Source organism: Geothrix oryzae (assembly GCF_030295385.1).
In the GTDB taxonomy this organism is placed as follows: domain Bacteria; phylum Acidobacteriota; class Holophagae; order Holophagales; family Holophagaceae; genus Geothrix; species Geothrix oryzae.
Window position 1 is genome coordinate 819,656 of sequence record NZ_AP027079.1, and the last position, 23,788, is coordinate 843,443.

At 68.5% G+C, this 23,788-nt stretch carries 22 protein-coding genes; 9 read left to right on the forward strand and 13 right to left on the reverse strand.

Translation table 11 applies throughout. The features are described from left to right. Positions 1 to 89: 89 nt before the first annotated feature. The 3 genes from QUD34_RS03755 to QUD34_RS03765 form a co-directional block, all read right to left on the reverse strand. Positions 90 to 446: a hypothetical protein gene (locus tag QUD34_RS03755; RefSeq protein WP_286355261.1), complete on the reverse strand. Its 357-nt coding sequence runs from the start codon at positions 444 to 446 to the stop codon at positions 90 to 92. A 50-nt stretch (positions 447 to 496) separates the two neighbouring features. Beyond that, positions 497 to 1,555: a 3-oxoacyl-ACP synthase III family protein gene (locus QUD34_RS03760; protein WP_286355262.1), complete on the reverse strand. Its 1,059-nt coding sequence runs from the start codon at positions 1,553 to 1,555 to the stop codon at positions 497 to 499. Between the two features lie 102 nt (positions 1,556 to 1,657). Beyond that, positions 1,658 to 2,578 carry a formyltransferase family protein gene (locus QUD34_RS03765; protein WP_286355263.1) on the reverse strand — a complete coding sequence of 307 codons (921 nt, stop codon included), beginning with the start codon at positions 2,576 to 2,578 and terminating at the stop codon, positions 1,658 to 1,660. 78 nt (positions 2,579 to 2,656) lie between these two features. On the opposite strand from QUD34_RS03765, the gene QUD34_RS03770 reads away from it, so the two are divergent. Further along, entirely contained in the window at positions 2,657 to 3,715 is a 1,059-nt protein-coding gene (locus QUD34_RS03770) for a tetratricopeptide repeat protein (RefSeq protein ID WP_286355264.1), read from the forward strand. 15 nt (positions 3,716 to 3,730) lie between these two features. Here QUD34_RS03770 and QUD34_RS03775 read toward each other — a convergent pair whose 3' ends face one another. Then, positions 3,731 to 5,467, reverse strand: coding sequence for an AMP-binding protein (locus tag QUD34_RS03775; RefSeq protein ID WP_286355265.1), 1,737 nt, complete (start codon positions 5,465 to 5,467; stop codon positions 3,731 to 3,733). 178 nt (positions 5,468 to 5,645) lie between these two features. Between QUD34_RS03775 and dtd the strand changes: the two genes are divergently transcribed. Next, positions 5,646 to 6,080 carry a D-aminoacyl-tRNA deacylase gene (dtd, locus tag QUD34_RS03780; RefSeq protein WP_286355266.1) on the forward strand — a complete coding sequence of 145 codons (435 nt, stop codon included), beginning with the start codon at positions 5,646 to 5,648 and terminating at the stop codon, positions 6,078 to 6,080. Here the strand turns inward: dtd and QUD34_RS03785 are convergent. Beyond that, positions 6,064 to 6,921 carry a phosphatase PAP2 family protein gene (locus tag QUD34_RS03785; RefSeq protein ID WP_286355267.1) on the reverse strand — a complete coding sequence of 286 codons (858 nt, stop codon included), beginning with the start codon at positions 6,919 to 6,921 and terminating at the stop codon, positions 6,064 to 6,066. The genes dtd and QUD34_RS03785 overlap by 17 nt on opposite strands. After that, entirely contained in the window at positions 6,918 to 7,796 is an 879-nt protein-coding gene (locus QUD34_RS03790; protein ID WP_286355268.1) for a 2-oxo acid dehydrogenase subunit E2, read from the reverse strand. The genes QUD34_RS03785 and QUD34_RS03790 overlap by 4 nt, the downstream gene beginning before the upstream one ends. Positions 7,797 to 7,910: 114 nt before the next feature. Here QUD34_RS03790 and QUD34_RS03795 point away from each other — a divergent pair, with 114 nt between their 5' ends. After that, positions 7,911 to 8,663 carry an outer membrane protein gene (locus QUD34_RS03795; protein ID WP_286355269.1) on the forward strand — a complete coding sequence of 251 codons (753 nt, stop codon included), beginning with the start codon at positions 7,911 to 7,913 and terminating at the stop codon, positions 8,661 to 8,663. A gap of 69 nt (positions 8,664 to 8,732) precedes the next feature. Here the strand turns inward: QUD34_RS03795 and QUD34_RS03800 are convergent, their stop codons facing one another. The 5 genes from QUD34_RS03800 to QUD34_RS03820 form a co-directional block, all read right to left on the reverse strand. After that, positions 8,733 to 11,360, reverse strand: a complete 2,628-nt coding sequence (locus QUD34_RS03800; protein ID WP_286355270.1) for a zinc-dependent metalloprotease — start codon at positions 11,358 to 11,360, stop codon at positions 8,733 to 8,735. Between the two features lie 110 nt (positions 11,361 to 11,470). Next, a complete protein-coding gene (locus tag QUD34_RS03805) occupies positions 11,471 to 12,178 on the reverse strand; it encodes an alpha/beta hydrolase (RefSeq protein ID WP_286355271.1) in 708 nt (235 codons plus the stop codon). 107 nt (positions 12,179 to 12,285) lie between these two features. Continuing rightward, the gene (locus QUD34_RS03810) at positions 12,286 to 12,876 is read right to left on the reverse strand and encodes a YceI family protein (RefSeq protein WP_286355272.1); all 591 of its coding nucleotides are present in this window, start codon (positions 12,874 to 12,876) and stop codon (positions 12,286 to 12,288) included. Positions 12,877 to 13,095: 219 nt separating this feature from the next. Beyond that, positions 13,096 to 13,617 carry a DinB family protein gene (locus QUD34_RS03815; protein ID WP_286355273.1) on the reverse strand — a complete coding sequence of 174 codons (522 nt, stop codon included), beginning with the start codon at positions 13,615 to 13,617 and terminating at the stop codon, positions 13,096 to 13,098. Between the two features lie 58 nt (positions 13,618 to 13,675). Then, a complete protein-coding gene (locus tag QUD34_RS03820) occupies positions 13,676 to 15,226 on the reverse strand; it encodes an acyl-CoA carboxylase subunit beta (RefSeq protein WP_286355274.1) in 1,551 nt (516 codons plus the stop codon). A 16-nt stretch (positions 15,227 to 15,242) separates the two neighbouring features. Between QUD34_RS03820 and QUD34_RS03825 the strand changes: the two genes are divergently transcribed. Both QUD34_RS03825 and QUD34_RS03830 read left to right on the forward strand, forming a co-directional pair. Continuing rightward, a complete protein-coding gene (locus tag QUD34_RS03825; protein ID WP_286355275.1) occupies positions 15,243 to 16,442 on the forward strand; it encodes an MFS transporter in 1,200 nt (399 codons plus the stop codon). Then, positions 16,439 to 17,584, forward strand: coding sequence for an MFS transporter (locus QUD34_RS03830; protein WP_286355276.1), 1,146 nt, complete (start codon positions 16,439 to 16,441; stop codon positions 17,582 to 17,584). The genes QUD34_RS03825 and QUD34_RS03830 overlap by 4 nt, the downstream gene beginning before the upstream one ends. Here the strand turns inward: QUD34_RS03830 and QUD34_RS03835 are convergent, their stop codons facing one another. Both QUD34_RS03835 and QUD34_RS03840 read right to left on the reverse strand, forming a co-directional pair. Next, positions 17,585 to 18,352 carry an SDR family NAD(P)-dependent oxidoreductase gene (locus QUD34_RS03835; RefSeq protein WP_286355277.1) on the reverse strand — a complete coding sequence of 256 codons (768 nt, stop codon included), beginning with the start codon at positions 18,350 to 18,352 and terminating at the stop codon, positions 17,585 to 17,587. It lies immediately after the preceding gene. A 17-nt stretch (positions 18,353 to 18,369) separates the two neighbouring features. Beyond that, on the reverse strand, positions 18,370 to 19,725 hold the full coding sequence (locus tag QUD34_RS03840; RefSeq protein ID WP_286355278.1) for an aminotransferase class I/II-fold pyridoxal phosphate-dependent enzyme: 1,356 nt from the start codon (positions 19,723 to 19,725) through the stop codon (positions 18,370 to 18,372). 164 nt (positions 19,726 to 19,889) lie between these two features. On the opposite strand from QUD34_RS03840, the gene QUD34_RS03845 reads away from it, so the two are divergent. The 4 genes from QUD34_RS03845 (at position 19,890) to QUD34_RS03860 (ending at position 23,611) form a co-directional block, all read left to right on the forward strand. After that, positions 19,890 to 21,035 carry an acyl-CoA dehydrogenase family protein gene (locus QUD34_RS03845; protein ID WP_286355279.1) on the forward strand — a complete coding sequence of 382 codons (1,146 nt, stop codon included), beginning with the start codon at positions 19,890 to 19,892 and terminating at the stop codon, positions 21,033 to 21,035. 66 nt (positions 21,036 to 21,101) lie between these two features. Beyond that, on the forward strand, positions 21,102 to 21,422 hold the full coding sequence (locus QUD34_RS03850) for a DMT family transporter (RefSeq protein ID WP_286355280.1): 321 nt from the start codon (positions 21,102 to 21,104) through the stop codon (positions 21,420 to 21,422). 222 nt (positions 21,423 to 21,644) lie between these two features. Further along, positions 21,645 to 21,848: a cold-shock protein gene (locus QUD34_RS03855; RefSeq protein ID WP_286355281.1), complete on the forward strand. Its 204-nt coding sequence runs from the start codon at positions 21,645 to 21,647 to the stop codon at positions 21,846 to 21,848. Positions 21,849 to 21,931: 83 nt separating this feature from the next. Next, positions 21,932 to 23,611 (forward strand): tetratricopeptide repeat protein, encoded by a 1,680-nt coding sequence (locus QUD34_RS03860; RefSeq protein WP_286355282.1) that lies wholly within the window; start codon positions 21,932 to 21,934, stop codon positions 23,609 to 23,611. Positions 23,612 to 23,788 lie beyond the last annotated feature (177 nt).

Sequence of the window (23,788 nt, forward strand, 5' to 3'; positions counted from 1 at the left end):
AGGTACGATTCTAGGCCGGACTGTCAAGCAGGGCAGGGCCCCGAGCGGGAAAAACCGGCGAACGGTCGCCGCGGGCCGGGGAGCCCCCTTCAGCGGCTCCCCTTGACCATGCGCACCGGACCGTCCGCCTTGGATCTGGCCCCTGGCTGGTCGATGCGCGCCTTGCTGTGGACCATGTGCGTGTCCGAGTCGATGATGCAGCGCCACCCGCGGTCCTCATTCGGCATCCGCAGATCCACTTCCCAGCCGCCGGAAGCGCCGTTCAGGGGGATGCGCCGGGCATGAACGGCCTTGCCGCCCGTCTCCCGCTCGGCGATGGCCTTGGCTTCCCCGGCGGACTTCACGGGGCCGCCCGAATGCTTGCGGGATTTCGGGGTGCCGGCGGACAGGACAAGGACGGGGATCAGCGCCAAGGCGGCGCCGAGGGCCAGGGGGCGGAAACGCATGGGGACTCCGGAGTTTCCAGGATTCTAGCCCTGGCCCGGTGCGCGTGCAATCAGGCCTGGTAGAGCGCCGCCCCCCAGTGCAGGCCGGATCCCAGCGCGGTGAAGGCCACCTTCATGCCGGGCTGGATCCGTCCGTCCTCCTGGCACTCGTGGAAGAGGATGGGCAGGGTGGCGGCGGTGGTGTTGCCGTAGCGCTCGATGTTGTGGGGCACCCGCTCCGGCGGCAGGCCCAGGGCTTTCTGCACGCCTTCGATGATGCGGAGGTTGGCCTGGTGGACCAGCACCAGATCCAGGGACTCCACAGCCACCCCGGCCTCGGCGCAGACCTGGCGCACCGCCTGCGGCATGAGGGTCACGGCGGCCTTGAAGACCTCCTTGCCGGACATGACGGGGATGGTCTCGCCGGCCTGGATCTGCTCGAGGCTCACGAAGGGACGCCGCTTGAAGCTGACCCCCGTCATGGTGAGCACGCCCGCGCCGGTGCCATCGGTGAAGAGCCGGGTCTTCAGGAGTCCGGCGTGGCCCTCCCGGGCCTCGATCACCACCGCCCCGGCGCCATCTCCGAAGAGGACGGTGCGGTCCCGGCTGGCGGTGTTCTCGGCCTTTTCGGCAGCGGTGACTTCCCGGGTGGACTGGCCGATCAGGGTGTCCCAGCCCAGGTGCCAGGGCATGAAGGCCGTGTGCACCTCGGCGCCCACCAGGAGGATGTGGCGGTACCGGCCGCTCTGGATGAGGAGGTCGGCCAGTTCCAGGCCATAGAGGAAGCCGCTGCACTGCTGCCGGAGGTCGAAGGTGGGCAGGGTGGTGCGGAGGCCCAGCGCCGTCTGCAGCAGCGGGCCGTTGCCCGGAAGGAGGTGGTCCGGCGTCATGGTGGCGAAGATGACGGCGTCGATGTCCTCGGCGCCCAGGCCCGCCTTGGCGATGGCGGCCCGGGCGGCCAGCGCCCCGAGATCGGTGGAGCCCTGACCCGATTCCGCGTAGCGGCGCTCCTGGATGCCGCTGCGGGTGCGGATCCACTCGTCCGAGGTGTCCATGATCCCGGCCAGGGCGGCGTTGGTGACGATATGGGCGGGCAGGCCGACGCCGGTTCCGGTGATCACGCTGCGCATGAAGGCTCCTGAGGGGTGGGGCCGACAGGATATCCAGAAGCCGCAACCCCGGCGAATGCCGCGTGACGCGGGTCATCGCCCGGGTCATAGCCCAGGTTGGGATCAGGCTTCCGGAAGGCCCAGGTCCCGGAGCAACTCCGCCTGTTCGGTGGGCCGCTCCACGCGCAGGCCGTCCATCCGGAGGGTGCGGAGGCTGAGGGCGCCATCGGCGAAGCCCACCAGCACGCCATCCCGCGTCAGGCGGAAGTGGCCTGCGGGGCAGGACTCGTGGCTGGGCAGGGCCCAGGCCACCTTGACGGTGCCGCGGCCTGTTTCGAGGAAGGCGTTGGGCCAGGGGTCGGCCACGGCGCGGATCTGGTTGAAGGCCTCCTGCACGCCCATGGTGAAGGCCAGCCTGGAATCCGCGGGCTTGCGCCCTCCGAAGTAGGTGGAGGGGCCAAGGGTCTTCTGATCGAGGCGGGCAATGCTCCCGTCCACCAATCCGGGAATGGCGTCGCGCACCAAGTCCCGCCCGGCGTCCGCGGCCTTCAAGGTGAGGCTGAGGGCGGTCTCGTCCCAGTCGATGGGCAGGCGGGCCTGGGCCACGATGTGGCCGTCGTCGGGCTTGGGGGTCATGGCGTGGAGGGTGATGCCGGTTTCCGTCTCGCCCTTCACCAACACCCAGTTGAGCGGGGCCCGGCCCCGGTACTTCGGCAGGAGGCTGCCGTGCAGGTTGTAGGCGCCCAGCCGCGGCAGCTCGAGGAACCGGGCCTGGATCATCTCCCGGAAGTAGAAGCTGAACAGGAAATCGGGGTGGAGCGCGCGGATGGACTCGAAGACGCCCTCTTCATTGAAGGCCGGGGCCAGGTGGACGGGAATGCCCTGGGCCCGGGCCACGGCCGCGGGAGGCGTGAACCACAGCTCGTCGGGGCCCTGAACATAGGTGTACAGGGCCTTCACCTCGATGCCGGCCTCGAGCAGCCCCTCGAGCGCGGCGGTCCCCACACTGGAATAGGCACACACGACGGCGCTTGGATTCGGCATAATCCCTCCGAGCTCATCAGCATCTCATAACCCGTTGAATTTCCTGTCCGTAGACCTATGTTGTGCCGGGAGGTCCCTGTGCGCCTGCGAATTCTGTCCCTCCTGCTGGGAGCCGCGTTGCTGGTCGGCGGGGAGGACCCCTTCGAGGCGCCTCCGGAGCTGCAGACCTTCGCCCGCCAGCACACCATCGGCCAGATGGGGGTCTCGGCGAAGGTCTCGGCCCTGCTCAAGGCCTTCTTCGCTCCGCCGGAGGAGGGTGGACTGGGGATCGTCTACGACAATGCCTACACGCGGACGCCACTTGAGGCCTGGCGGGACCGCAAGGCGAACTGCCTCACCCTGACCGCGCTCTATGTGGCAGCCTGCCGCTCCATCGGTCTCGAGGCCCGCTACGGCGAATCGCTCCGGGTCAGCCGCTGGCGGCGGGTGGGCACCACCGTCCGCTACGAACGCCATGTGGTGGCCGTAGTACCGACCGGCACCATCGGCCAGGAGCTCGTCGCCGACTTCCTGCCGGAAGTCCGCCGGGATTCCCAGCTCATCGCATCCCTCGAACCCAAGCGGGTGGTGGCCCTCTTCCACAGCAACCGCGCCGTGGAGCTGCTGGCCGAAGGCAAGCCGGATGAGGCCCTGCACTACGCCCACCACTCGATCGAGGTGGACCCCGGCCTCGGCGTGGGTTGGAACATCCTGGGGGTCGTCCAGCGGGCCAAGGATCAGGACAAGGAGGCGGAGGTCTCGTTCCGGAAGGCCCTGGAGGTCGATCCTCGGGACGGCGCGCCCTGCGGGAACATGGAGAACCTCATGCGCGCCCAGGGCCGGGATGAGGAAGCCCGCCGCTTCCGGGAGCGGGGTCTGGAGATCCGCAAGCGCGACCCCTTCTTCAACGCCTTCCTGGCCGAGGAGGCGCTGGCCGATGAGCAATGGAGCGAGGCGGAGAAGCGCATCAAGCAGGCCATCAAGCTCCTGCCCCGGGAACCCGAGTTCTACCTGATCCAGGCCCGGGTGAGCCTGGCCCAGGGGCAGACGAAGGATGCCATCAAGGCCCTGGAGAAGGCGCGGAAGTGGTCCCTCCCCGAAGCGCAATCCCGCTACGACAGCAAACTGGCCCTGCTCAGGAGCCTGAAACCCGTCTGAAGGCCTAGTCGGGGCTCATCCTTCGGCGCCGGCGGCGGCGCGCAGTTCGCGGCGGAGGGCTTTGCCCACGGCGTTCTTGGGGATCTCGGCCAGGAAGCTGAAGCGGGTCGGCACCTTGTAGTTGGCCAGGAGGGTCCGGCAGTGGGCGCGGATCTCGTCGACGCTGAGGTCCTTCCGGGAGACGACGAAGGCGCGCACGGCCTCGCCGGTGCCCTCGTCGGGAACGCCGACCACCGCCACATCCGCCACATCGGGATGCAGGGCGATGCAGGCCTCCACCTCGTTGGGGAACACATTGAAGCCGCTGACGATGATCATGTCCTTCTTGCGGTCCGTGATCTCCAGGTAGCCCTCGGCGTCGAAGCGGCCGATGTCGCCCGTGTGCAGCCAGCCGCCGCGCAGCGTCCTGGCGGTCTCGTCGGGCTGGTTCCAGTAGCCCTGCATGACCTGGGGGCCGCGCACCACGATCTCGCCGTGGCTGCCGGTCGCCACCGGAAGCCCTTCGTCATCCACAATGCGGACTTCGGTGCCGGGCAAGGGCAGCCCCACCCCGCCCACCTGCGCCATGGTGCGGCGGAGGCGCTTCCCCTCGCGGATGGCGGCGTTGTAGGTGACCAGCGGGCTGGTCTCGCTGAGGCCGAAGCCCTCGATCACCAGGCAGCCCGTGAAGGCCTCCCAGCGCTGGAGCACCGCCGGATGGGTCTGCATGCCCCCGGCGAAGGCGCCCAGCATCTTCCGGGTCATGGCCGGCTGGAACCAGCTTTCGTCGGGAAGCGCCTTGAGCAGCGTGTTCACCGCCGTCATCCAGGTGATCTCGTGGTTCTTGAAGGCCGGGTGCAGGTTCTTGAGGGGGCGCGGATTGGGCACCAGGATGTTGTGGCTGCCGGTGTGGAAGCCGAAGCACAGGTTGATGGTGAAGGCGATGACATGGTACATCGGCAGCACCGTCAGCACAGTCTCCTCCCCGTGGGTGAGGTAGACCTTGGTGATCTCCGCGATCTGCTCGAGGTTGGCCAGCAGGTTGCCGTGGCTCAGCATGGCGCCCTTGCTGGTGCCCGTGGTGCCCCCGGTGTACTGGAGCAGGGCGAGGCTTGCGCGCGTGGGGCCCGGGTGTTCCACCGCATCGGGAAGGAGGTGTTCCTTGGCCAGGTACAGGGCGCCCTGGTGCAGGGCCCGGGGCAGGCGCGTGAACGGCAGGCCCAGGGCGGGAATCTGGCCCGAGAGCTTGAGCTTGGCCTGGATGAGGGTGCGGGTGAACAGGGGGAAGAAGTCGGCGATGCCCGTCACCACGATGGTCTTCACCTGGGTCCTGGGAACGACGGCGGCCACCTTGTCGCCGAAGTGGTCGAGCACCACCAGCACCTCGGCGCCGCTGTCCTGGAGCTGGAGCTCCAGCTCGCGGGGCGTGTAGAGGGGGTTGGTGTTGACGACCACGCATCCGGCCTTGAGGGCGCCGAAGGCGCACACGGGATAGGCCAGGGAGTTGGGCAGCAGGATGGCGATGCGGGCGCCCGCCTGAAGCTGGAGGCCGTGCCGCAGGTAGGCCGCGAAGGCGTCCGAGAGGCGATCGACCTCCCTGAAGCTGAGGGAGGCCTCCATGCCGTTGGGGAGGACGATGGTCTCGGCCTTCCGGTCGCCGTAGCGGGCCGCCGCCGTGCGCACGAGCTGGCCCAGATTCTCGAAGGGAAAGGGCTGGGCCTCGCGTCCCACGCCCGCGGGATAACCTGCCCACCACACCTGTTCTGATTCCACGGATCCGCCTTCCCTGCCGGGTCGCTCCGGGGAGCGGCCGTCTGGTCAACTCACATCGCTTAACTTGTCGATGTTCATTATTTTAGACTTCAACGGGCCCCTTTCGGGAGGGGCGATTATTGCCGGGGCGATGCGGCTTCGGCCTTCGGATCTGGCAGAGTCGAAGCGGAGGCCCTCGATGAAGGCAGTCATCCAGCGCGTGACGCGGGCCTCGGTACGATCCGGGGACCTGGAGGCGACCATCGGTCCCGGCCTGCTGGTGCTGGTGGGCCTCGAAGCCGGCGACACGGAGGAGACCTGCGCCTGGGCCGCCGCCAAGATCGCCTCCCTGCGCATCTTTGAGGACGGCGACGGGAAGATGAACCTCGGCCTTCAGGAAGTGGGCGGTGAGATCCTCGCCATCAGCCAGTTCACCCTGGCGGGCAGCATCGCCAAGGGCCGGCGCCCCTCCTTCGACGCGGCCATGAGCCCCGACGCGGCCCGGGTGCTCTTCCGGAAATTCCTGGACCTGCTCAAGGTCCAGCATCCAGCCGTGAAATCGGGCTTCTTCCAGGAGCACATGGAGGTCGAGCTTCTCAACGATGGGCCTGTGACCTTCATTCTGGAGCGCTGAGCCCGCGCGAGAGGAGCGGTGCCAGGGCCAGGGTCAGCCCCGCCAGCACCAGGCCCGCCGCCACATCCGTGAGGTAGTGGACGCCGATGTAGACGGTGGCGAACACGATGGCGCCGGCCCAGACCCAGAACAGGGCCGCGAGGCGGGGAAAGCATCGCGTGGCCAGGAGGGCGGGCAGCACCGAAAGCGCCGTGTGGCCGCTGGGGAACGCATCCAGCGTGGTGGCTTCCGCGCCGCGCAGGAAGGCACGGACGGCCTGGGAGATCGCCCCACCGCCCAGCTGGACCGGGGCCAGGGCCTCCGGCACCCGGGGGCCTTCCGCAGGCCACAGGAAATAACCCAGGAACGAGAGGTAGAACCCGAGGAGGATCGCAAACGCCACCCGCTCGAACCGCGCCGGGCCGAGGCGGACGCGGGCCAGCACCCCCACCGACAGGGGCAGGAAGTAGAAGCTGGCGTAGGCGAGGTAGACCAGATCCGTGAAGGCCGCGGGCCGGCCGAAAGCCCCCCGCCAGGCCACCGCGAGCGATCCGAACCAGCGCTGGTCCAGGGCGGCGAGCGTGGCATCCCAGCGGTGATCATTCACGGCCACCACCAGCGGCTGGAGCAGCAGGAAGACGAGGAGCACCACCAGCACCGGAACGAAGTCCCGCAGGAGGTGGACGGCCTGCCTCCGGGCCCGGCCGAGTCCCAGACTGAGCACGAGCAGCCCGGCGAAGGTGAAGGCCCGGAGCAGCCAGCCGTCGGGCCGCGCCAGGAGCGTCAGCGCCAACAGGATGGTCAGCACCAGGACCGTGAGGCGCTCCGAGGGCCGCAGGGCCGAGGCTGCCCCGGCCCTCATGGCTCCTGCGCCTCCGCTTCCGTCCCCAGCCATGCGGGCGTTCCCTCCGGCGGCCCCAGCCATCGGCCGGGATCCTCGAGGACCTTCTGGACGAGGACGAGGGCCCGGGCGCAGGAAAAGGCATCGTCGATGCGCTCGTCGAAGGTCCAGCGCACGGAAAGGGCCTCCTCCGCGCTCACGCCGTCCCGGGTCGCGAAGGTCGCGCGGCGCGGGGCGGAGACGGCGCCGAAAATGGAGACGGTGCCGTACTCGTAGAGGTGGTGGAAGACATCGGAGACGCCCACGGAACCGAGGTTGGCCAGGAAGATGCTCGCGTACATGGGGTCGTCGCGGATCATGAAGCCCGGGTAGAGGTTCCAGTGATCCAGCCCTCGGGCGAGCCCCACCAGCAGGCGCACCACCGGGCCGGGTAGCCGCATGATCAGGGCGACTTCCTTGTCCACGGCCCGGTCCGTCTCCCGGGCCTCCTCCACCTGGGTGGAGATGCGGGCGGAGAAGGCCGTGAAACTCTCGCCCTCGAAGGCCGCCAGCTTCACGGTGGCCCCGGGGGCCTCATCCGTGAAGGCCTTCTTGGCGACGAAGGATATCGACACGCCCCGCCGCTGATAGAGCCGTCCCCCCGAGACGAAGCGGTTCAGGCGCGGCCGGGTCTCCAGCGCCACGGCGGTGGCGTAGGCCACCAGATGGAAGAGCGTGGCCCGGGGGTGGTGGACGCGGTTGTACGCCTTGAGCCAGACGCGCGCGGCGGCGATGCGGTAGAGGGACTCCTGGTAGACGCAGCTCTCGTTCCGGCCCCGCATGAGGTAGGGCATGATGCGCCGCACCGGGGCCTCGCCGCGGATCAGATCGCCATCGGGACGGGAGAAGAGGGGCATGGATCAGGGTCGGCGCGGTGGACCGGCACTGTCAAGAACACCCGGGGATCATCTTTTCGCGTTGACACCGCAGGGCGGCAGGACTATCCCTGGGGCAACCTTTCCGGTGCTGCCATGACGATGCGTTCCGCAGGTCTCCGCCTACCCGCTTCCGGTCTGCTCGCCGCGGGCCTTCTCCTGGCCGGCGCCCCGGCCCGGGCCCAGGAGGCGGCAACGCCCTGGTCCATGACCGTCTATCTCCAGCAGAGCTGGCCCAAGCAGACGGAGACCAACCGCCAGATCAAGGAGGTCAACGCGGCCCTGGGCTCCTCCTTCAAGACCTGGGACGATGTGGCGAACCTCAACCTCGGCGTGCAGGCCTTCCGCGACCTGAATCCGCGCTGGAAAGTGGGCCTCGAGCTGGACTACTCCCGCGGGAAGATCGACGGGGCGACCACCCTGGACACGCCCGCCGGTCCCGCCACGCTCGCCTTCGAGCAGAAGTACACGATCTACGCGGATCTCCTGGCCCTGGCCCAGTTCCGGCCCCTGGGGGGGAACGGCCGCTGGATCCCCTTCCTCCAGGCGGGGATCGGTCTGGCCTACGAGAAGGACCGGACCCTCCTGACGCTGCGCAACGACTTCCTGGACGAGACCCTGATCCAGGTCGACAACAGCGGCTGGTTCCCCATGTTCACGGTCGGTGCGGGCGTCGATGTCTACTTCTCGAATCGGCGCACCTGGTACGCCGAGGTCGGCGTGAGCTATTCCTGGGCCCGCCTGAAGCACGATGTCGCCGCGAGCGGCGCCCTGACACCGGGCACCGTCCGGGCCGACACGGATTCCACGGGGCCCAATGCGTGGCTGGGCATCGGGCGGAGGTTCTAGACCGGAGTCAACGAAACGACGCCCCGGAGGAGGACCCCCGGGGCGTCGGACCTGCTTCCCGGTGCTGGATCAGAGCGTCAGGCGCTGCAGGCTGGCCTTCAGGCTCTCGTCGACGATGGCGAGGCAGTCGGCGAAGTGCGCCTTGGTCTCCTTGCTGAAGCCCGTTTTGGCCGGAGCGGCCTTGAGCGAAGGCTGCAGGGCGCGCAGCGCCTCCCGGGCCAGGGCCCGCGCGTCGGCGGGCGTGAGGGGGTTGGCCCGTAGCACCTGGGCGCTCAGCTGCCGCAGGTGCTCCCGCTGCAGGTTGCGCCGCATGACCGAGACCTCGCGCCCGCTCTTCAGCTCCGTCCAGATGGCGCCCTGCAGGGCGTCATAGAGTTCCGACAGGCGGAAGGCCTCCTTGGGATTCGTCAGCTTGTCCGGCGCATCCAGAATCCGCTGGGCCACGGCGGGCTGGAACAGCTGGGCCAGCACCTGGGTCTGGGTCCGCAGCACCCACTGGGCGGGCGAGGGATCCGCGTTCAGCGGCCCGCCGAACCGGTCGGTGGTGAGGCGGGAGAGGAACTCGGGCTTGAAGCGGAAGGCATCGACGGAGAAGATGCCGGTCTCCAGCAGCTTCAGGGCCTGGCGCTGGCGGGTGGCGGGGACCGGCGTGATGGGGGCCCGGCCCGTGCCCGCGTGGTCGCGCAGGTGCACCACGCCGCCGATGTACTTGGCGCTCAGGTTGGCCGAGAGTCCCACCTGCCCCAGGGCCCGCAGCAGGCCGCGGCGCAGGGGCTGGTATTCCTCGCCATCCTGGAAGGTCCTGGCCTGCAGGCGCTCCCAGAGCTCCTTCGAGAGGCTCAGGCGCTTCTGGTAGAAGGCCAGCGGATCGGAGCCCAGATCCCGGCGGTTCACTTCAGGATCCATGCCCTCGAGCCCCATGAAGCCGAGAGCCTCCTCGTCCGTACCGTACGCCAGCTGGGGCTCGGAGCTGCGGGCGGCGATCTTGGCCAGGGCCCCCTTTTCTTCCGAAGCCGCCAGGGGCTTGTAGCCGTACTCGATGACCCAATGATCGTAGGGCCCCAGGGTGCTCATCACATACTCGCCCTGGCGCTGGCCCTTGAGCGCCAGGTTCAGCGCGTTGTAGTCCATGACGGAGCCCGTCAGGCCGTGGGTCTTGGTGAATTCCGGATTCGAGATCTGCTCCATGGAGTAGATCGTCGAAGCCCGGAAGTTGTGGCGCAGGCCGAGCGTGTGGCCCACCTCATGGGTGATCACATCCTTGAGCACCGCGGCCACATAGGCGTCCTCCTCGGGGCTGCCGGGGGTGATCTCGCCGCGGGTTTCCAGCAGATCGAGGGCGAACCCCATTTCCTGGTGGGCTTCCGCCGCATAGGTGCACAGGCTGTGGTCGTGCCGGGACAGGAAGGCGTCCTGGGCCTTGGGTGGCAGGGTCTCCCGGGCCTCCGTGCGGCTGCCGCGGGCCCAGACTTCCCCGATGCCGATGTCGGCGTCCAGGATCTCTCCGGTGCGGGGATCCACCTGGCTGGGTCCGATGGCGAAGCCGATGTCGGTGCCCGTGAGCCAGCGCAGGGAGGCGTGGCGGGCGTCGTGGGTATCCCAATCCGCATCGGCGGGCTGGACCTTGACCTGGACGGCGTTCTTGAAGCCCTGCTCTTCGAAGGCCTGATTCCAGGCCAGCACGCCTTGGGTGATGGCCGGCCGGTATTTCTCCGGAATGTTCCGGTCCAGCCAGAACACGATGGGCTGCTTGGGTTCGGAGAGGGCGGCTGCGGGATCCTTCTTCTCCAGGCGCCAGCGGTGGATGTAGTGCACCTTGGGATCCACCCGCGTGTCGTCGCCGAAGTCCCAGCGCGTGGTGGCGAAGTAGCCCAGCCGGTCATCGGCGAGGCGGGGAGCCATGGGCTGCTCCGGCAGCTTCGCGAAGGAGAAGTGCCAGCCGAGGAACAGACTGCGGATGTCCTCCAGCGTGCCCGGAGGCGGCACGAAGGGCATGGGGGGCGCCCCGGGCATCTGGATGGGCGGCAGCATGATGCGCGAGAGCGCGTAGTGGGCCTGGACCCGGAAGGCGGCCTGGTCCTCGCTGCTGCGGACCTTCTCGAAGAAGCTGTTGGAAGGGTCGAACCCGTAGGGTTGGCGGTAGGTGGCTTCCAGCCGCGTGGCCCCCATGGGGATGTCCTTCAGCAGCAGGGCGTTGGCCTCCACCAGGAAGGATTTCCGCTCGGGGTGGGGTTGGCTCAGCACCGGGGCGCTGGACAGCAGGCTGTCGCTGAAGCCCTCCGCCACGGCCCGGGCCGCCGGCGAGCCCTCGGGCGCGGTGAAGGTCGTGTTCTTGGCCAGGAGCTGGAGGCTGTTCCCCACGCGGCGGAAGCTCACCAGGTGGCTGTCATCCATCATGCCGCCGTAGATGCCGCGCTCGCCGGTGCCCCGGGTGCTGCTGACCGCGAAGAAGAAGGGCATGTCCAGCTGCTCGGGCTTCACCTCGATCCAGACCTTGTCGTCCTTCGTCCAGAGCGTGAAGAGCCCCTTGTGCTCCTTGGCCTCCTTCACGACATCCGCGAAGGGCTTCAGGGCCCCGGGGGCCGGTGCGGCGGCGGGCGCCGGCGCGGGGGCTTTGCCCCCGTTCGGAGCCGTCTGGGCGGCCAGGCTCAGGCACAACAGGGGCGGGAGCGCGGAAAGGCGCTGGGGCAGGTACATGCGGGTCCTCCTCCGATGGGGATGTCCCCTACCATACGCTGCCTTCGTGGGGTTCGTTTAGAGGCTCTCCACGCGGGAGGGCCCGGGCCAGACGGGCCGCCCCTCTGGATTCAGGCCGCTCCGGCGAGGCCTTCGATCCAGGCGAGGACATCGGCCCGCATCTCCGGACTCAGCCGGTGGTCCACCGGGTAGAGGCGGGTGATGTGGGGGATGCCCAGGTCGTCCAGCCACTGATCGGCCCGCTGGGCCCAGGCCACCGGCAGGGTCCGGTCCCGTTCGCCGTGGCCGATGAAGCCGCGCAGGTGCCCCAGCCACTCCCGGCCGGCGATGCGGGGTTCGAGCTCCGGCAGGATGCGGCCGGAAAGGATGGCGAAGCCGCCCAGCCGCTCCGGGGCGCTGAGGGCCACGCCGGCGCTCATGATGCCGCCCTGGCTGAACCCGCCGATGACGGTCTGGCGGGCCTCGACGCCGTGGATGGACTGCATGCGGTCGACGAACCGGATGAGCGCGTGGCGGCTGGCTTCGGCCTCGGCGACGGTGATCTTCGGACCTTCGGCCGTGAAGGTCACGCGGAACCATCCGTACTGGTCGGGTCCGAGCTGGAGCCCTCCCCGGACCAGGACCACCAACGACTCGGTGTCCACCCCCTCCGCCAGGTCGGCCAGGTCCGTCTCCCGGCCGCCCACCCCGTGCAGGAGCACCACGAGCGCCTTGGGCCGGGCAGGTGAGGGCAACCGCAGGCGGTAGGACAGGCCGGAAACCGGGTCCAGCTGGAGGGGGCCCAGCGAAGGAACAGGAGAAGGAGCGGGGGAGGACATGAGATCTCCGTCAGGGGCCGAGGTCCGAAGCCGCCGACCTCCCGAAGGCCGTGGGGACGGCCTCCAGGAGGAGTCGGTGGCGGCCCCGGATGGCCGCGGTTCAGGCCTTACTTCTTGGCGGAAGCGGAAACCTTGCCGGCTTCGACATTCAGGCTGATGGCGACCGTCTCGCCGACGACGCCGGGGAAGGTCTTGATGCCGAACTCGCTGCGGTTGAGGCTGAGGGCGCCGTCCACGAAGCCGGCCACCACGCTGCCGGGCTGCATGCCGGGCTGGGTTCCAGCATTGGTGATGGGGAAGGTGATGCGCTTGGTGACCCCGTGCATGGTGAAGTCGCCGGTGACCTCCAGCTTGCCCTTGGCCACTTCCTTCACGGAGGTGCTCTTGAAGGTGACGGTGGGGAACTTCTCGACATCGAAGAAGTCGGGGGACTTGAGGTGCTTGTCGCGGGCCTCATTGTCCGTGGTGATGCTGGCGGAGTCGATGGTGACCTCGACGCTGGACTTGCTGATGTTCGCGGAGTCCACCTTGATGGTCCCGTTGAACTTCGTGAAGCGGCCGCTGGTCTTGGCCAGAAGGTGGCCGACCTTGAAGCTGACTTCGCTGTGGACGGGGTCGATCTTGTAGACATCCTGGGCCAGGGCGGGCAGAGCCGCGAGGGCGAGGGACGCGAGAAGGACGCGGAAGGGGTGTCGCATGTGACCTCCAAAGAATAGGTGTTTCACCATGCAATTAAGAATAGGCTTCATTTCTAGAGTTGCAACACCTTTTTGGAGAAATTCTTTCGCCCCTCCGGCCGAACGGTCGAAATGTTAGAAAAAAATAAAGATAAATACTCCGTGAGCTCGCTTGGAGCCCTCCAGACCGCGTCACCCAAGGCCGTTGCTTGCCCCCTGCTTTCGCCCAGGGAAGGGAATTCAGACTTTCGGCGCGTCCATCCCGAAGGCCGCCCAGCCCTCCTTGGTGGGGCCGTAGATGCTGGGCACATGCAGGCCGGCCTGGCGCATGAGGACGGTCATCTGACCGCGGTGGTGGGTCTGGTGGCTGACCAGGACATAGAGCGCGAAGGCGCCGGTCCAGGTCTCGCCATAGAGGGTGAAGTTGCGGCCCAGTTCGGTGTTGCTCCAGCTGCCGATGTGGTCCAGCAGGGAATCGCTCACGGCGTGGTAGGCGGCGGCGACCTCGGCCATGGTGGGCGGGGGGGGCGTGGCGATGAACCCGTCGGGCCCCAGCCCCACGGGTCCCTTCACCTTCAGGCCCAGGTTCTGGGGCAGCTCCAGGACGGTTTCCACCAGGTGCCAGGCCATGCGCCGCAGGTCGCGATGCTGGTCGTCCACGGCCTGATGGGCCGCCGCATCGGGAATGGCCGCGAAGACCGCCAGGGTCTTCTCCGCCTCCTGCTGCCAGATGGTCTTGAAGTCATCCACGCGACGGAACATGCCAGCCTCCGGAAAGGTCCCCGGAAGCATAGCGCAGTGGGGCCCGGGGGGAAGAAGGTCAGACGGGCGTGACGCTGCGGCGCTTGGCGGGCCAGGCTTCCCGGCGGCGGGCCCGGGCGAGACGAGTGACGAGCTCGGCGCGGAGGTCGGCGGGATCCACGATGGCGTCCACATGCAGATCCGCGCCCAGCTTCTTCAGGTTGATGTCCTCGTTGTACTCGTCGCGGAGCTGCTGGACATAGGCGACCCGCTCCTCTTCCGGCTTCTCCGCGATCTTGTTGGCGAAGACGGCGTTCACGGCGGCCTCGGCGCCCATGACGGCGATGCTGGCCGTGGGCAGCGCCAGCGTGGCATCCGGATCGAAGCCCGGGCCGCTCATGGCGTAGAGGCCTGCCCCATACGCCTTGCGCACCACCACGCAGATGCGCGGCGTGCTGCAGCTGGCCATGGCGCTGATCATCTTGGCGCCGTGGCGGATGATGCCCTGCTTCTCCACGGCGCTGCCGATCATGAAACCCGGCACATCGCTGAGGAACACGAGGGGGATGCCGAAGGCGTCGCAGAGGGTCATGAAGCGGGTGGCCTTGTCGGCGCTGTCCACGAACAGCACGCCGCCCTTCACCCGGGGCTGGTTGGCCAGGATGCCCACGGGCTTGCCGTCCAACCGGGCCAGGCCGGTGATGATCTCCCCGGCGAAGAGCTTCTTCACCTCCAGGAAGCTGCCCTCGTCCACCAGGCCCTCGATGAAGTCCTTCATCTGGAAGGGGGAGTTGATGTCCTTGGGGACGAGCGCACCCAGAGCCTTCGCTTTGGGCGAGACCGCCTTCGGCGGAGCCGCCGGCACGGCGTCTTCGCAGTGCTGGGGGAAGTAGGACAGGTACTGGCGGCAGAGCTCGATGGCCTCCACCTCGGTCTTGCAGAGGAAGTCGCCGCAGCCGCTCACGGAGCAGTGCATGCGCGCGCCGCCGAGATCCTCGAGGCTGATCTTCTCGCCGATCACCATCTCCGCCATGCGGGGTGAGCCCAGGTACATGCTGGCGTTGCCTTCCACCATCACCACCACATCGCAGAAGGCCGGGATGTAGGCGCCGCCCGCGGCCGAGGGGCCGAAGAGCAGGCAGACCTGGGGCACCAGGCCCGACAGGGCCACCTCCATGTGGAAGATGGTCCCGGCATGGCGGCGGCCGGGGAACATGTCGAGCTGGTCGGTGATGCGGGCTCCGGCCGAGTCCACCAGGTAGAGCATGGGGACCTTCATCCGCATGGCCACTTCCTGGATGCGGATGATCTTCTCCACCGTGCGGGCGCCCCAGCTGCCGGCCTTGATGGTGCTGTCGTTGGCCATCAAGGCCACGGGACGGCCACCCACCAGGGCCGTGCCCGTGATGACGCCGTCCGCGGGAAGGTCCTTGTGCAGGGCATTGGCGAAGAGGCCGTCCTCGACGAAGCTCCCCTCGTCCACCAGCAGCCGGATGCGCTCCCGGGCGAAGAGCTTGCCCGCTTCGGCATTCTTCTCGTGAGCCTTGGGCGAGCCGCCTTTCTTGACGCGATCAACTTCCGAATGAAAGTGCTCCAGCTGCATGGGGACCTCGGATGGATCCTTCAGCATATGCGATCCTGGATGGATGCTGGACGGCGATGGATCGAAGCGGCCCGGGTTCCTGACGGTGCCCTTTCTGATCGTCTGTTCCTTCTACTTCCTGGTCTTCGCGGCCGGCTACCAGCTCTTCCCCGTGGTGCCTTTGCGCCTCCGGGATCTGGGTGCGAGCCTGGCCGAAAGCGGGCGATTCCAGACGGCCTTCATGCTGGGCTCGGGCTTCGGCGCGCTGTTCACGGGGCCCCTGGGCGACCGCCTGGGGCCGCGCCGCGTGTTGCGGGTGGCCTCCCTCGCGGTGGTCGGCATCCTGGTGGTCTACGCATTGCTGAGAGTGCGTTGGGTGTTCTACCTGCTGGCGCCGGTGCACGGCCTGTTGTGGTCGGCCCTGCGCACCGCCTCCATCTCCAAGGTGGGAGGCATCCTGCCCCTGGAGCATCGGGCGCAGGGGCTTTCGATCTTCGGCCTCACGGGGCCCGGTGGCGTGGCGGTGGGCCCCCTCGTGGGCCTCTGGCTGATGCCCCACCTGGGGTTCACCTGGATGATGGTCCTGCTCGCAGGCGTCTTCGCGCTGCTGCATTCGCTGATCGGCGTCCTGCCCCGCGAGGCCCCGCGGGAGATCGCCGGCACGGTGTTCCAGTGGCCGGACCGGTCTGTGTGGGGCCCGGTGGCCGTCATGGGATTGGTGGGTCTCAGCTTCGGCCCCATGACGCCCTACAGCGCCCAGGAGGCCAAGGCCCTGGGCCTGGCCTGGCCCTCCGCCTTCCTGACCTGCTTCGCCCTGGGGATGATGGCCATGCGCGGCCTGCTCGCCCTCACCGGCATGGGGCGGCGGCCCGTGGCCCTGATGCCGGGCATGGCCGCCCTGACGGCCGTGGGGTACGGGATGCTGGCCTTCCTGCCGGGCGGGCTGGCCCGCCACCTTTCCGCGGGCCTCGTCTATGGCGCCGGCTACGGGATGGTCCACACCCTGATGCTGACCCACCTGCTGGAGACCACGGCACCCCAGCGGCGCGGATCGGCCGCGGGAGCCTTCTTCTTCGCTTTCGACGCCGCCACCGCCCTGGGGGCGCTCGGCCTGGGCTGGGTCATGCAGCACGGAGGCTTCCGCTGGGGCTGGGCCATCGGGGCCGGCCTGATGACTCTGGCCATTCCCGTGGCCCAGCGCGTCGTCGGGAAGCGGCCGACCGTGACACCCGAGGCGGAGCTCCCTGCCATTCTGGGATCATGAAGGATCTTTCCAACCCCCGCCCCAGCCTCGTCACCCGGCAATTCGCCCTGGTGTGGGCGCTGACCTTCGTCACCTTCTTCGCCGCGTTCCAGCTCTTCCCCACCGTGCCCCTGCGCTTGAGGGATCTCGGGGCGAGCCTGGCGGAAAGTGGCCGCTTCATGAGCCTCTTCACCCTGGGCAGCGCCCTGGGCGCATTGTTCACGGGCCCGCTCGGCGACCGGGTGGGACACCGCCGCCTGGTGATCACCTCGGCGATGCTCTACGCGGCCTTCCTCGCGGCCTACGCCGTGATGCCCACCCGCTGGGGCTTCTACCTGCTCGCCTTTCCCCACGGCATCGTGTGGTCCGGCCTGCTGACGGCCACCATGGCCTCGCTGGCCCATGTGCTGCCCGCCGACCGCCATGCGGACGGCCTCAGCCTCTATGGCCTGGCCAGCCCCGGCGGCGTCATCGTGGGTCCCCTGCTGGGTCTGTGGATTCAGCAACGATGGGGCTTCGCACCCATCGGGTGGTATCTGGCGGTCCTCTTCCTCCTGCTGGGGGCCTTGGGCACCACCCTCCCGAAGGACCATCCGCACGGCCGCGCCGAGGGCTTCAAGTGGCCCGATGCCTCCGTGCTGATCCCCAGCCTGGTCCTCTTCTGCGTGGCCCTGGGCTATGGCGCGCTGGGCACCTACACGGCCCAGGAGGCCCTGGCCCTGGGGATGCCCGTGCCCTCGGCCTTCCTGTCCTTCATGGCCGTGGGCATGGTGCTCATGCGGCTGGCCATGCTCCGGCGCGGCTTCGGGAAGCGGCCCATCCGCAAGCTGCCGGCCATGCTGCTGGGGGCCTTCGCGGGGATGGCCCTCCTGGCGGCCCTGCCCGGCGGCACGCTGCGGCATGTGCTGTCGGCCCTGCTCTACGGCGCGGGCTACAGCATGATGCACACCCTCATCAACGCGAAGCTGATGGCCTCCGCCGATCCGAAGCGCCGGGGCTCGGCCTTCGGCGTCCTCCTCTTCGCTTTCGACGCCGGCATCGGCCTCGGCAGCTTCAGCCTCGGCTGGGCCATCGGCGCCTACGGCTACCGCGCCGGCTGGGCCCTGGGCGCCCTCGCCATCCTCGTCTCGCTGCCCCTGGCCCTGAAGCTCAGCCGGGACTGATCAGATCCGCCGGTGGACCTTGTGGACGGAGGCCTGGTCCACGCACTTCACCAGGATCTCGTCGATGTTCACATGGTCGGGCGCCATGAGGCTCCACCGCACGCACTCGGCCACATCGAAGGCGGTGAGGGGCTTCACGCCCTGGTAGACGGCCTTGGCCTTGTCACCATCCTTCAGCCGGACATCGGAGAACTCGGTCACGGCCATGCCGGGATCCACGGAGGTGACGCGGATCTGCTCGCCGTTCAGCTCCAGGCGCAGGCTCTGGGCCATGGCCTTCACGCCGAACTTGGAGGCGCAGTAGACGCTGCCGCCCTCATAGGGCTGATGGCCGGCGGTGGAACCGATGAAGAAGACATGGCCCCAGCCGGCCTTGCGGAGGTGGGGGAGGCCCGCGCGGATGGTCTTCACCACGCCCTCCACATTGGTCCGCATCATGGCCTCGAGATCCTCGTCCGGCGTCTCCCACAGCTTGTAGGTGCCGCTGGCCAGGCCCGCGTTGGCTACCACCACATGCAGCCCGCCGAGGGCCGCGGCGGCTTCGGCCACGAAGGCGTCCACGCTGGCGGTGTGGCGGGTGTCCACGGCGCCCGCAAAGGCCTTGATGCCGTGGGCCTTCGTCAGCTCATCCGCCAGGGCCTGCACCCGCTCCACGCGACGGGCGCCCAGGGCCAGGTGGCAGCCCTGCGAGGCCAGCAGCCGCGCCATGGCTTCGCCGAAGCCGCTGGACGCGCCGGTGATGAGGACGATGGGATGCTCGGGACGCATGGGGACTCCTGGATGAGCTAGCGGAAGTTGCGGTGGAACTCGCCGAGCGCGTCCACCACTTTCTGGATCTTGTCGGTGGGCGGCAGGATGGTGGTGCGGAAGTGGGCGGTGCCCTCGGCCTGGCCGAAGCCGGACCCCGGGACCACGCAGATGCCCGTCGCCTCCAGCAGGGCCATGGCGTAGTCGAAGTCCGTGCGGCCCGCCGGCAGGGTGATGCTGGGGAAGGCGTACATGGCCCCCGCGATCTCGTTGCAGGAGATGCCTTCGATGCGGTTCAAGCCTTCGGCCAACAGGATGGCCCGCTGCTTCAGGGTCTCGAGGATGGCGCCCTTCTCCGCGGCGTACCGGGCGTGGGAGGGCATGCCCGGTTTCGGCGGACGCACCATGGCATAGGTGGCGACCTGGCCCGCGAGGTTGGCACAGAGGCTCACGCTCTGGAGCTTGAGGATCTGGGCGGCCACATCCTCCGGCACATGGCGGTATTCGAAGTACCCGCCCCGCACGCCGCACTCGCCCAGGAAGCCCTTGGAGCAGGAGTGGAAGCTGAAGAGGGAGACCTCCTTCGCCTCGACCTGGTGCAGCACCTTCGCGAAGGAGACGAACTCATCGCCGGGCAGGTAGATGTTCTCCTGGTAGACCTCGTCCGCCAGGATCGAGAGCCCGTGGGCCTTCGCGAAGTCGATGACCATCGCGATGTTGGCCTCGTCCAGCACCGCCCCCGTGGGGTTGCCGGGGTTGATCACGCAGATGGCCTTCACGCGCGTGCCTTCCGCCTTCGCCTGGGCCAAGGAGGCCTCCAGCATGGGGCGGCTCAGCTTCCAGCCGTTCGCCTCGTCCAGGTAGTAGGGCACCATGCGCCCTTCGTAGAGCGTGATGGTGGCTGAATACAGCGGGTACTGGGGGATCGGCACCATGATGCCGTCCTGGGGTCCGCTGAGCAGCAGCCTCAGGATGGTCTGCACGCCTTTGCTGGCGCCGTCCGTGAGGAAGATGGCATCGGGATCCACCCCGATGTGGTCGCGCTCCAGGATGAACTCGGCCACGGCCTCGCGGATGAACCGCACGCCGCGGCTTTCGCTGTAGGCGCCGAGCCCGTGCCTGGTGCCGGCGAGAATGGCCTTGGCCGTCTCGACCACATCCGTGGGGAAGGTGCCCGGAGCCAGGTCCAGGAGGGCCGGGTACTCGCAGAGGGCCAGGATCTGGCGGTTCCAGGTGAGGGCCTTCTGCCCCAGCGACTGTGGGTTCCCGATGTTGCAGTAGATGATCTCGCGCCCGTGCTTCTCCAACTCCCCGGCCCGGGCCACGATGGGCCCCCGCACGGCGTATTCCGTTTCCAGGACGGCTTTCCCGAGGTCAGTCAAACGGATGGTCATGGGCACTCCAACCCTTGAGTTTAACCTCAGCCCACCCTGTGACCGCCGTCATCCTACTCCGCGTCAGGGCCTCCGGCCTTGGGCGGGGGCAGGCGGCCAGATAGACTGGAGATTCCAGATTCACACAGCCACGCCACCTCCCCTCCTTTTCAGAAGAGGCTTTCATGCTCGGTTTCTCGCTTTCCCCTGAACAGCTGGCCGAAAAAGAACGGGCCCATGCCTTCGCCGAGAAGATCATGCGCCCCGTGGCCCGCAAGTACGACGAGACCGGCGAGTGGGCCGTGGATGTCTACAAGGCCGCCTTCGACTATGGCTACCTCCAGGCCCTGGTGCCCGAGGACTGCGGCGGCCCCGGCGCCAAGCAGATCGAGGAAGCGATCGTCTGCGAGGAGCTGGCCTGGGGCTGCGCCGGCCTCTACACCTCCATCATGGCCAACGGCCTGGCCATGACGCCTCTGCTGGTCGCGGCCTCCCCCGAACAGAAGAAGAAGTGGCTGGGCATGCTCGCCGAGGAGCCCAAGTTCGCGGCCTTCTCCCTGTCCGAGCCCAACGCCGGTTCCGACGCCGGCGGCATGAGCTGCCGCGCGGAGAAGAAGGGCGACAAATACATCATCAACGGCACCAAGTGCTACTGCACCAATGGCGGCTACGCCGACTGGTATGCCCTCTTCGCCAGCACCGATCCCACCAAGGGCGCCCGCGGCACCAGCTGCATCGTGGTCCCCCGCGACACGCCGGGCCTGGTGGTGGGCAAGGCCATGGACAAGATGGGCCAGCGGGCCTCCAACCAGGTGGAGCTCTACTTCAACGACGCCGAGGTGCCCGTGGAGAACCTCCTGGGCAAGGAAGGCATGGGTTTCGTCATCGCCATGAAGACCCTGGATCAGACCCGCGCCGCCGTGGCCGCCGGAGGCGTGGGCGTGGCCCGGGCCGCCTTCGAGATCGCCCTGGAGTACGCCAAGACGCGCATCCAGTTCGGCCAGCCCATCTTCGCCAACCAGGCCATCAGCTTCATGCTGGCGGACATGGCCAAGAAGATCGAGGCCAGCCGCCTGCTCACCTGGCAGGCCGCCTGGATGACCGACAACGGCATCAAGAACTCGAAGCAGAGCGCCATCGCCAAGACCTTCGCCACCGACACCGCCATGGAAGTCAGCACCGACGCCGTGCAGATCCTCGGCGGCAACGGCTACAGCCGCGACTACCTGGTCGAGAAGTGCATGCGCGACGCCAAGCTCCTCCAGATCTATGAAGGAACGAACCAGATCCAGCGCCTCGTCATCGCGAAGGAAATCCAGCAGGGGAACTGACGATCAGAGAACGCCCTATCCTCAGAAGGCGGCCCCCGGGCCGCCTTCTGAGTTCCTGGAGCCCCCATGCGCAGCTGGATCCTCCTCCTCGTGGCCGGTCTCCTGGAGACGGGCTGGGCCATCGGCCTGAAATACACCCAGGGCTTCACGCGGCCCCTGGCCTCGGCCCTCACGGGCCTGGCCATCGTGGGCAGCATGGTCCTGCTGGGGCTGGCCGCCAAGGAACTGCCCATCGGCACCGCCTATCCGGTGTGGGTGGGCATCGGGGCCTTCGGGGCGGCCGTGCTGGGCATGGTCCTCTTCAAGGAGCCGGTGACGCCGGGCCGGATCTTCTTCCTTATCCTGCTCATGGTGGCGGTCCTGGGCCTGAAGGCCACCACGGCCTAGGCTCTTCCCGCGGGATTTTGGGGCTTGAAGACCTCCCCGCCCATCCCTAGAATCCCTTTCAACCAACCATCTTTACCAGCCCAACAGCCGTGAAAGTGGGGGTGGGACTCCCGCCGGGGATCCCGGTTTCACTCGGGCGCAAGCCCCCGCGACTCGCGCGCCTGGCGCGCGTCGCGCGACCAACCTCCAGGCGCGAGGGGCTTGGCCCCCGGGAAGAAGGACATGTCCGAAGGTACCGTCAAGTGGTTCAACGCCGAGAAGGGTTTCGGCTTCATCACCCCCGACGAGGGTGGGCCCGACATCTTCGTCCACTACTCCGCCGTGCAGACCAAGGGATTCCGCTCCCTGGACGAGAAGCAGCGCGTCAGCTTCGAGGTGGTGCAGGGCCCCAAGGGCCCCCAGGCCGCGAATGTGAACAAGGTCTGAACCCGGCCTCTTCCGAGCCCCGGTCCCGGCCGGGGCTCGGCGCGTACCGTCGTCGCCTACCCGTCGTCGCGTACCATGGGCCCATGCTCTCTGCGCGCCTCCGCCCGGTCCTGGGCCTCCTCCTGATCCTGGTGGTGGTCGTCCTTTCCCTGGAAGGCTTCCGGCAGGAGCCCCGGTTCGGGTGGATCCTGGCGGGAACCCTCCTCGTCGGGATGTGGCTGGGCTGGGCCATCCGGCAGGTCTGGATCTATCCGGCCCTCCTGGCCCGGGCCGAGATTCTGTGGAGCGCAGGCGAGCCGGCCTCGGCCGTCGCGGAATGCCTGGACCGGGCCCCCCTGGCCACCGGGGAGCTGGGCTATCGCATCCACCTCCTCCGCAGCGCCGCCCATCAGGCGCTCGGCTACCGGGACCGGGCCTGGCTGGACCTCCTGGAAGGGCAGCTGTCCCGCCTGCCGCTGTGGAAGCGCCTCGTGGTGGCACGGGCTTTCCGCAAGGTTCCGGACCTTCCCTCGGCGCGCCGCCTGGCCTGGGGCGAGCGCCTCATCCGGCTGGCTCCCCGCATGGCGCGGCTGCGCCACCTGCAGGGCATCCTCCTGCTCCGGTGCGGCGAGGCCGAGGCACTGCACCAGGCCTGGGTCCACTTCGAGGCGACCCTGCCCCTGGCCTGGGACGATCCCCTGGTCCTCGATGACCTGATGCTGGCCGGCCTGCAGCACGGCCGCGAGGATGTGGCCGAGCGGGCCCTGGCCGTGCTCATGGCCCGCCACGGCGACCCGCGCCTGTCCTGGGACCGCGGGGCCGCCGGCATGCACCTGCTGCGCAGCGGCCATCCCGCCGAAGCCCTGGCCCTCATCCAGGCCCTGCCTCCGGAGCGGCGCACGCAGCCCCAGCACTGGCTGGTGGAGAGCATCTCCCGGCGCCGGCTGGGAGATCTCGAAGGTTCCTGGCAGGTGGCCGAAGCCGCGGTCCGCCAGCTTCCGGAGGCCTTCCGCCTCTGGATGGAGCGCCACCAGATCGCGCTGGAGCTCCGCCGCGATGACGAGGCGCTCCGCAGCCTGGAGCGGGGCTGGAAGGTCATCCCGGGCGGCGCCGAGGGAGAATCCCTCCGGCAGGAATGGCAGCTCCGGCGAGCCGAGTTCGCCTTCTGGTGGGAGGACCAGCCGGACCTGGCGAAGTCGCTTCTCGAGAAGCTTCCGCCCGAACACCAGGGTCAGCATCACCCTCCCCTCCTCCTGCAGATCGAGGTGGCCCTGGGCGAGTACGAAACCGCCTACGCCGAGGTGATCGACCTCCTCAAAGCCGAGCCCGGCAACCCGGAGCTCCTGCTGCTCCAGGCGGACTGCCTGGCGGGCATGGAGACCTGGGAAGCCCTGCTGCCCTACCTGAACGGCCTGGGCGAGGCCTGCCGGGAGTACCCGGCCTTCTGGCACCTGCGGGGCCTGGCCCAGGCCAACCTGGGCGATCACCTGCCGGCCCGCCTCGATCTCGAGCGCGCCGTCCGCCTGGATCCCCAGCACCTGAGGTACCTGCTGGACGCGGGCCACGGCTGTGCCGAGCTGGGGGACTGGGATCGCGCCGAGGGCCACTGGCGCCAGGCCCTGCAAGTCGATGGCCGGTCCGAGGAGGCCCTCATCCACCTGGCCGAGGCGCGGAGGGAGCTGGAGGACCTCGAGGGCGCCCGGCGCTACCTGCGCGAATGCCTGCTGCACCATCCCGACAGCGCGGATGCCCAGGCGCGGCTGGCCGAGCTGGAAGCCAATTAGTAGGCGTTGAGGGTTTCTTAACAAGGCTTAACAAAACTACACAACACTTAACAACGATGCCTTTCAGAGCAGAGGTAGCCTGGGCCGAAACACTCGACCCGGAGTTTCTGTGTTCCCTGGTGCATCCGCGCTTTGCCGTGATCTTGTCCGTCTTCTGCCGAAGGCCTTCTGCTGGGT

Bases quoted from the DNA above. Each gene is read 5' to 3' on its own strand.
- QUD34_RS03755 (WP_286355261.1), bottom strand. From the start codon at position 446: ATGCGTTTCCGCCCCCTGGCCCTCGGCGCCGCCTTGGCGCTGATCCCC.
- QUD34_RS03760 (WP_286355262.1), bottom strand. From the start codon at position 1,555: ATGCGCAGCGTGATCACCGGAACCGGCGTCGGCCTGCCCGCCCATATC.
- QUD34_RS03765 (WP_286355263.1), bottom strand. From the start codon at position 2,578: ATGCCGAATCCAAGCGCCGTCGTGTGTGCCTATTCCAGTGTGGGGACC.
- dtd (WP_286355266.1), top strand. From the start codon at position 5,646: ATGAAGGCAGTCATCCAGCGCGTGACGCGGGCCTCGGTACGATCCGGG.
- QUD34_RS03785 (WP_286355267.1), bottom strand. From the start codon at position 6,921: ATGAGGGCCGGGGCAGCCTCGGCCCTGCGGCCCTCGGAGCGCCTCACG.
- QUD34_RS03790 (WP_286355268.1), bottom strand. From the start codon at position 7,796: ATGCCCCTCTTCTCCCGTCCCGATGGCGATCTGATCCGCGGCGAGGCC.
- QUD34_RS03795 (WP_286355269.1), top strand. From the start codon at position 7,911: ATGACGATGCGTTCCGCAGGTCTCCGCCTACCCGCTTCCGGTCTGCTC.
- QUD34_RS03800 (WP_286355270.1), bottom strand. From the start codon at position 11,360: ATGTACCTGCCCCAGCGCCTTTCCGCGCTCCCGCCCCTGTTGTGCCTG.
- QUD34_RS03805 (WP_286355271.1), bottom strand. From the start codon at position 12,178: ATGTCCTCCCCCGCTCCTTCTCCTGTTCCTTCGCTGGGCCCCCTCCAG.
- QUD34_RS03810 (WP_286355272.1), bottom strand. From the start codon at position 12,876: ATGCGACACCCCTTCCGCGTCCTTCTCGCGTCCCTCGCCCTCGCGGCT.
- QUD34_RS03815 (WP_286355273.1), bottom strand. From the start codon at position 13,617: ATGTTCCGTCGCGTGGATGACTTCAAGACCATCTGGCAGCAGGAGGCG.
- QUD34_RS03820 (WP_286355274.1), bottom strand. From the start codon at position 15,226: ATGCTGAAGGATCCATCCGAGGTCCCCATGCAGCTGGAGCACTTTCAT.
- QUD34_RS03825 (WP_286355275.1), top strand. From the start codon at position 15,243: ATGCTGGACGGCGATGGATCGAAGCGGCCCGGGTTCCTGACGGTGCCC.
- QUD34_RS03830 (WP_286355276.1), top strand. From the start codon at position 16,439: ATGAAGGATCTTTCCAACCCCCGCCCCAGCCTCGTCACCCGGCAATTC.
- QUD34_RS03835 (WP_286355277.1), bottom strand. From the start codon at position 18,352: ATGCGTCCCGAGCATCCCATCGTCCTCATCACCGGCGCGTCCAGCGGC.
- QUD34_RS03840 (WP_286355278.1), bottom strand. From the start codon at position 19,725: ATGACCATCCGTTTGACTGACCTCGGGAAAGCCGTCCTGGAAACGGAA.
- QUD34_RS03845 (WP_286355279.1), top strand. From the start codon at position 19,890: ATGCTCGGTTTCTCGCTTTCCCCTGAACAGCTGGCCGAAAAAGAACGG.
- QUD34_RS03850 (WP_286355280.1), top strand. From the start codon at position 21,102: ATGCGCAGCTGGATCCTCCTCCTCGTGGCCGGTCTCCTGGAGACGGGC.
- QUD34_RS03855 (WP_286355281.1), top strand. From the start codon at position 21,645: ATGTCCGAAGGTACCGTCAAGTGGTTCAACGCCGAGAAGGGTTTCGGC.
- QUD34_RS03860 (WP_286355282.1), top strand. From the start codon at position 21,932: ATGCTCTCTGCGCGCCTCCGCCCGGTCCTGGGCCTCCTCCTGATCCTG.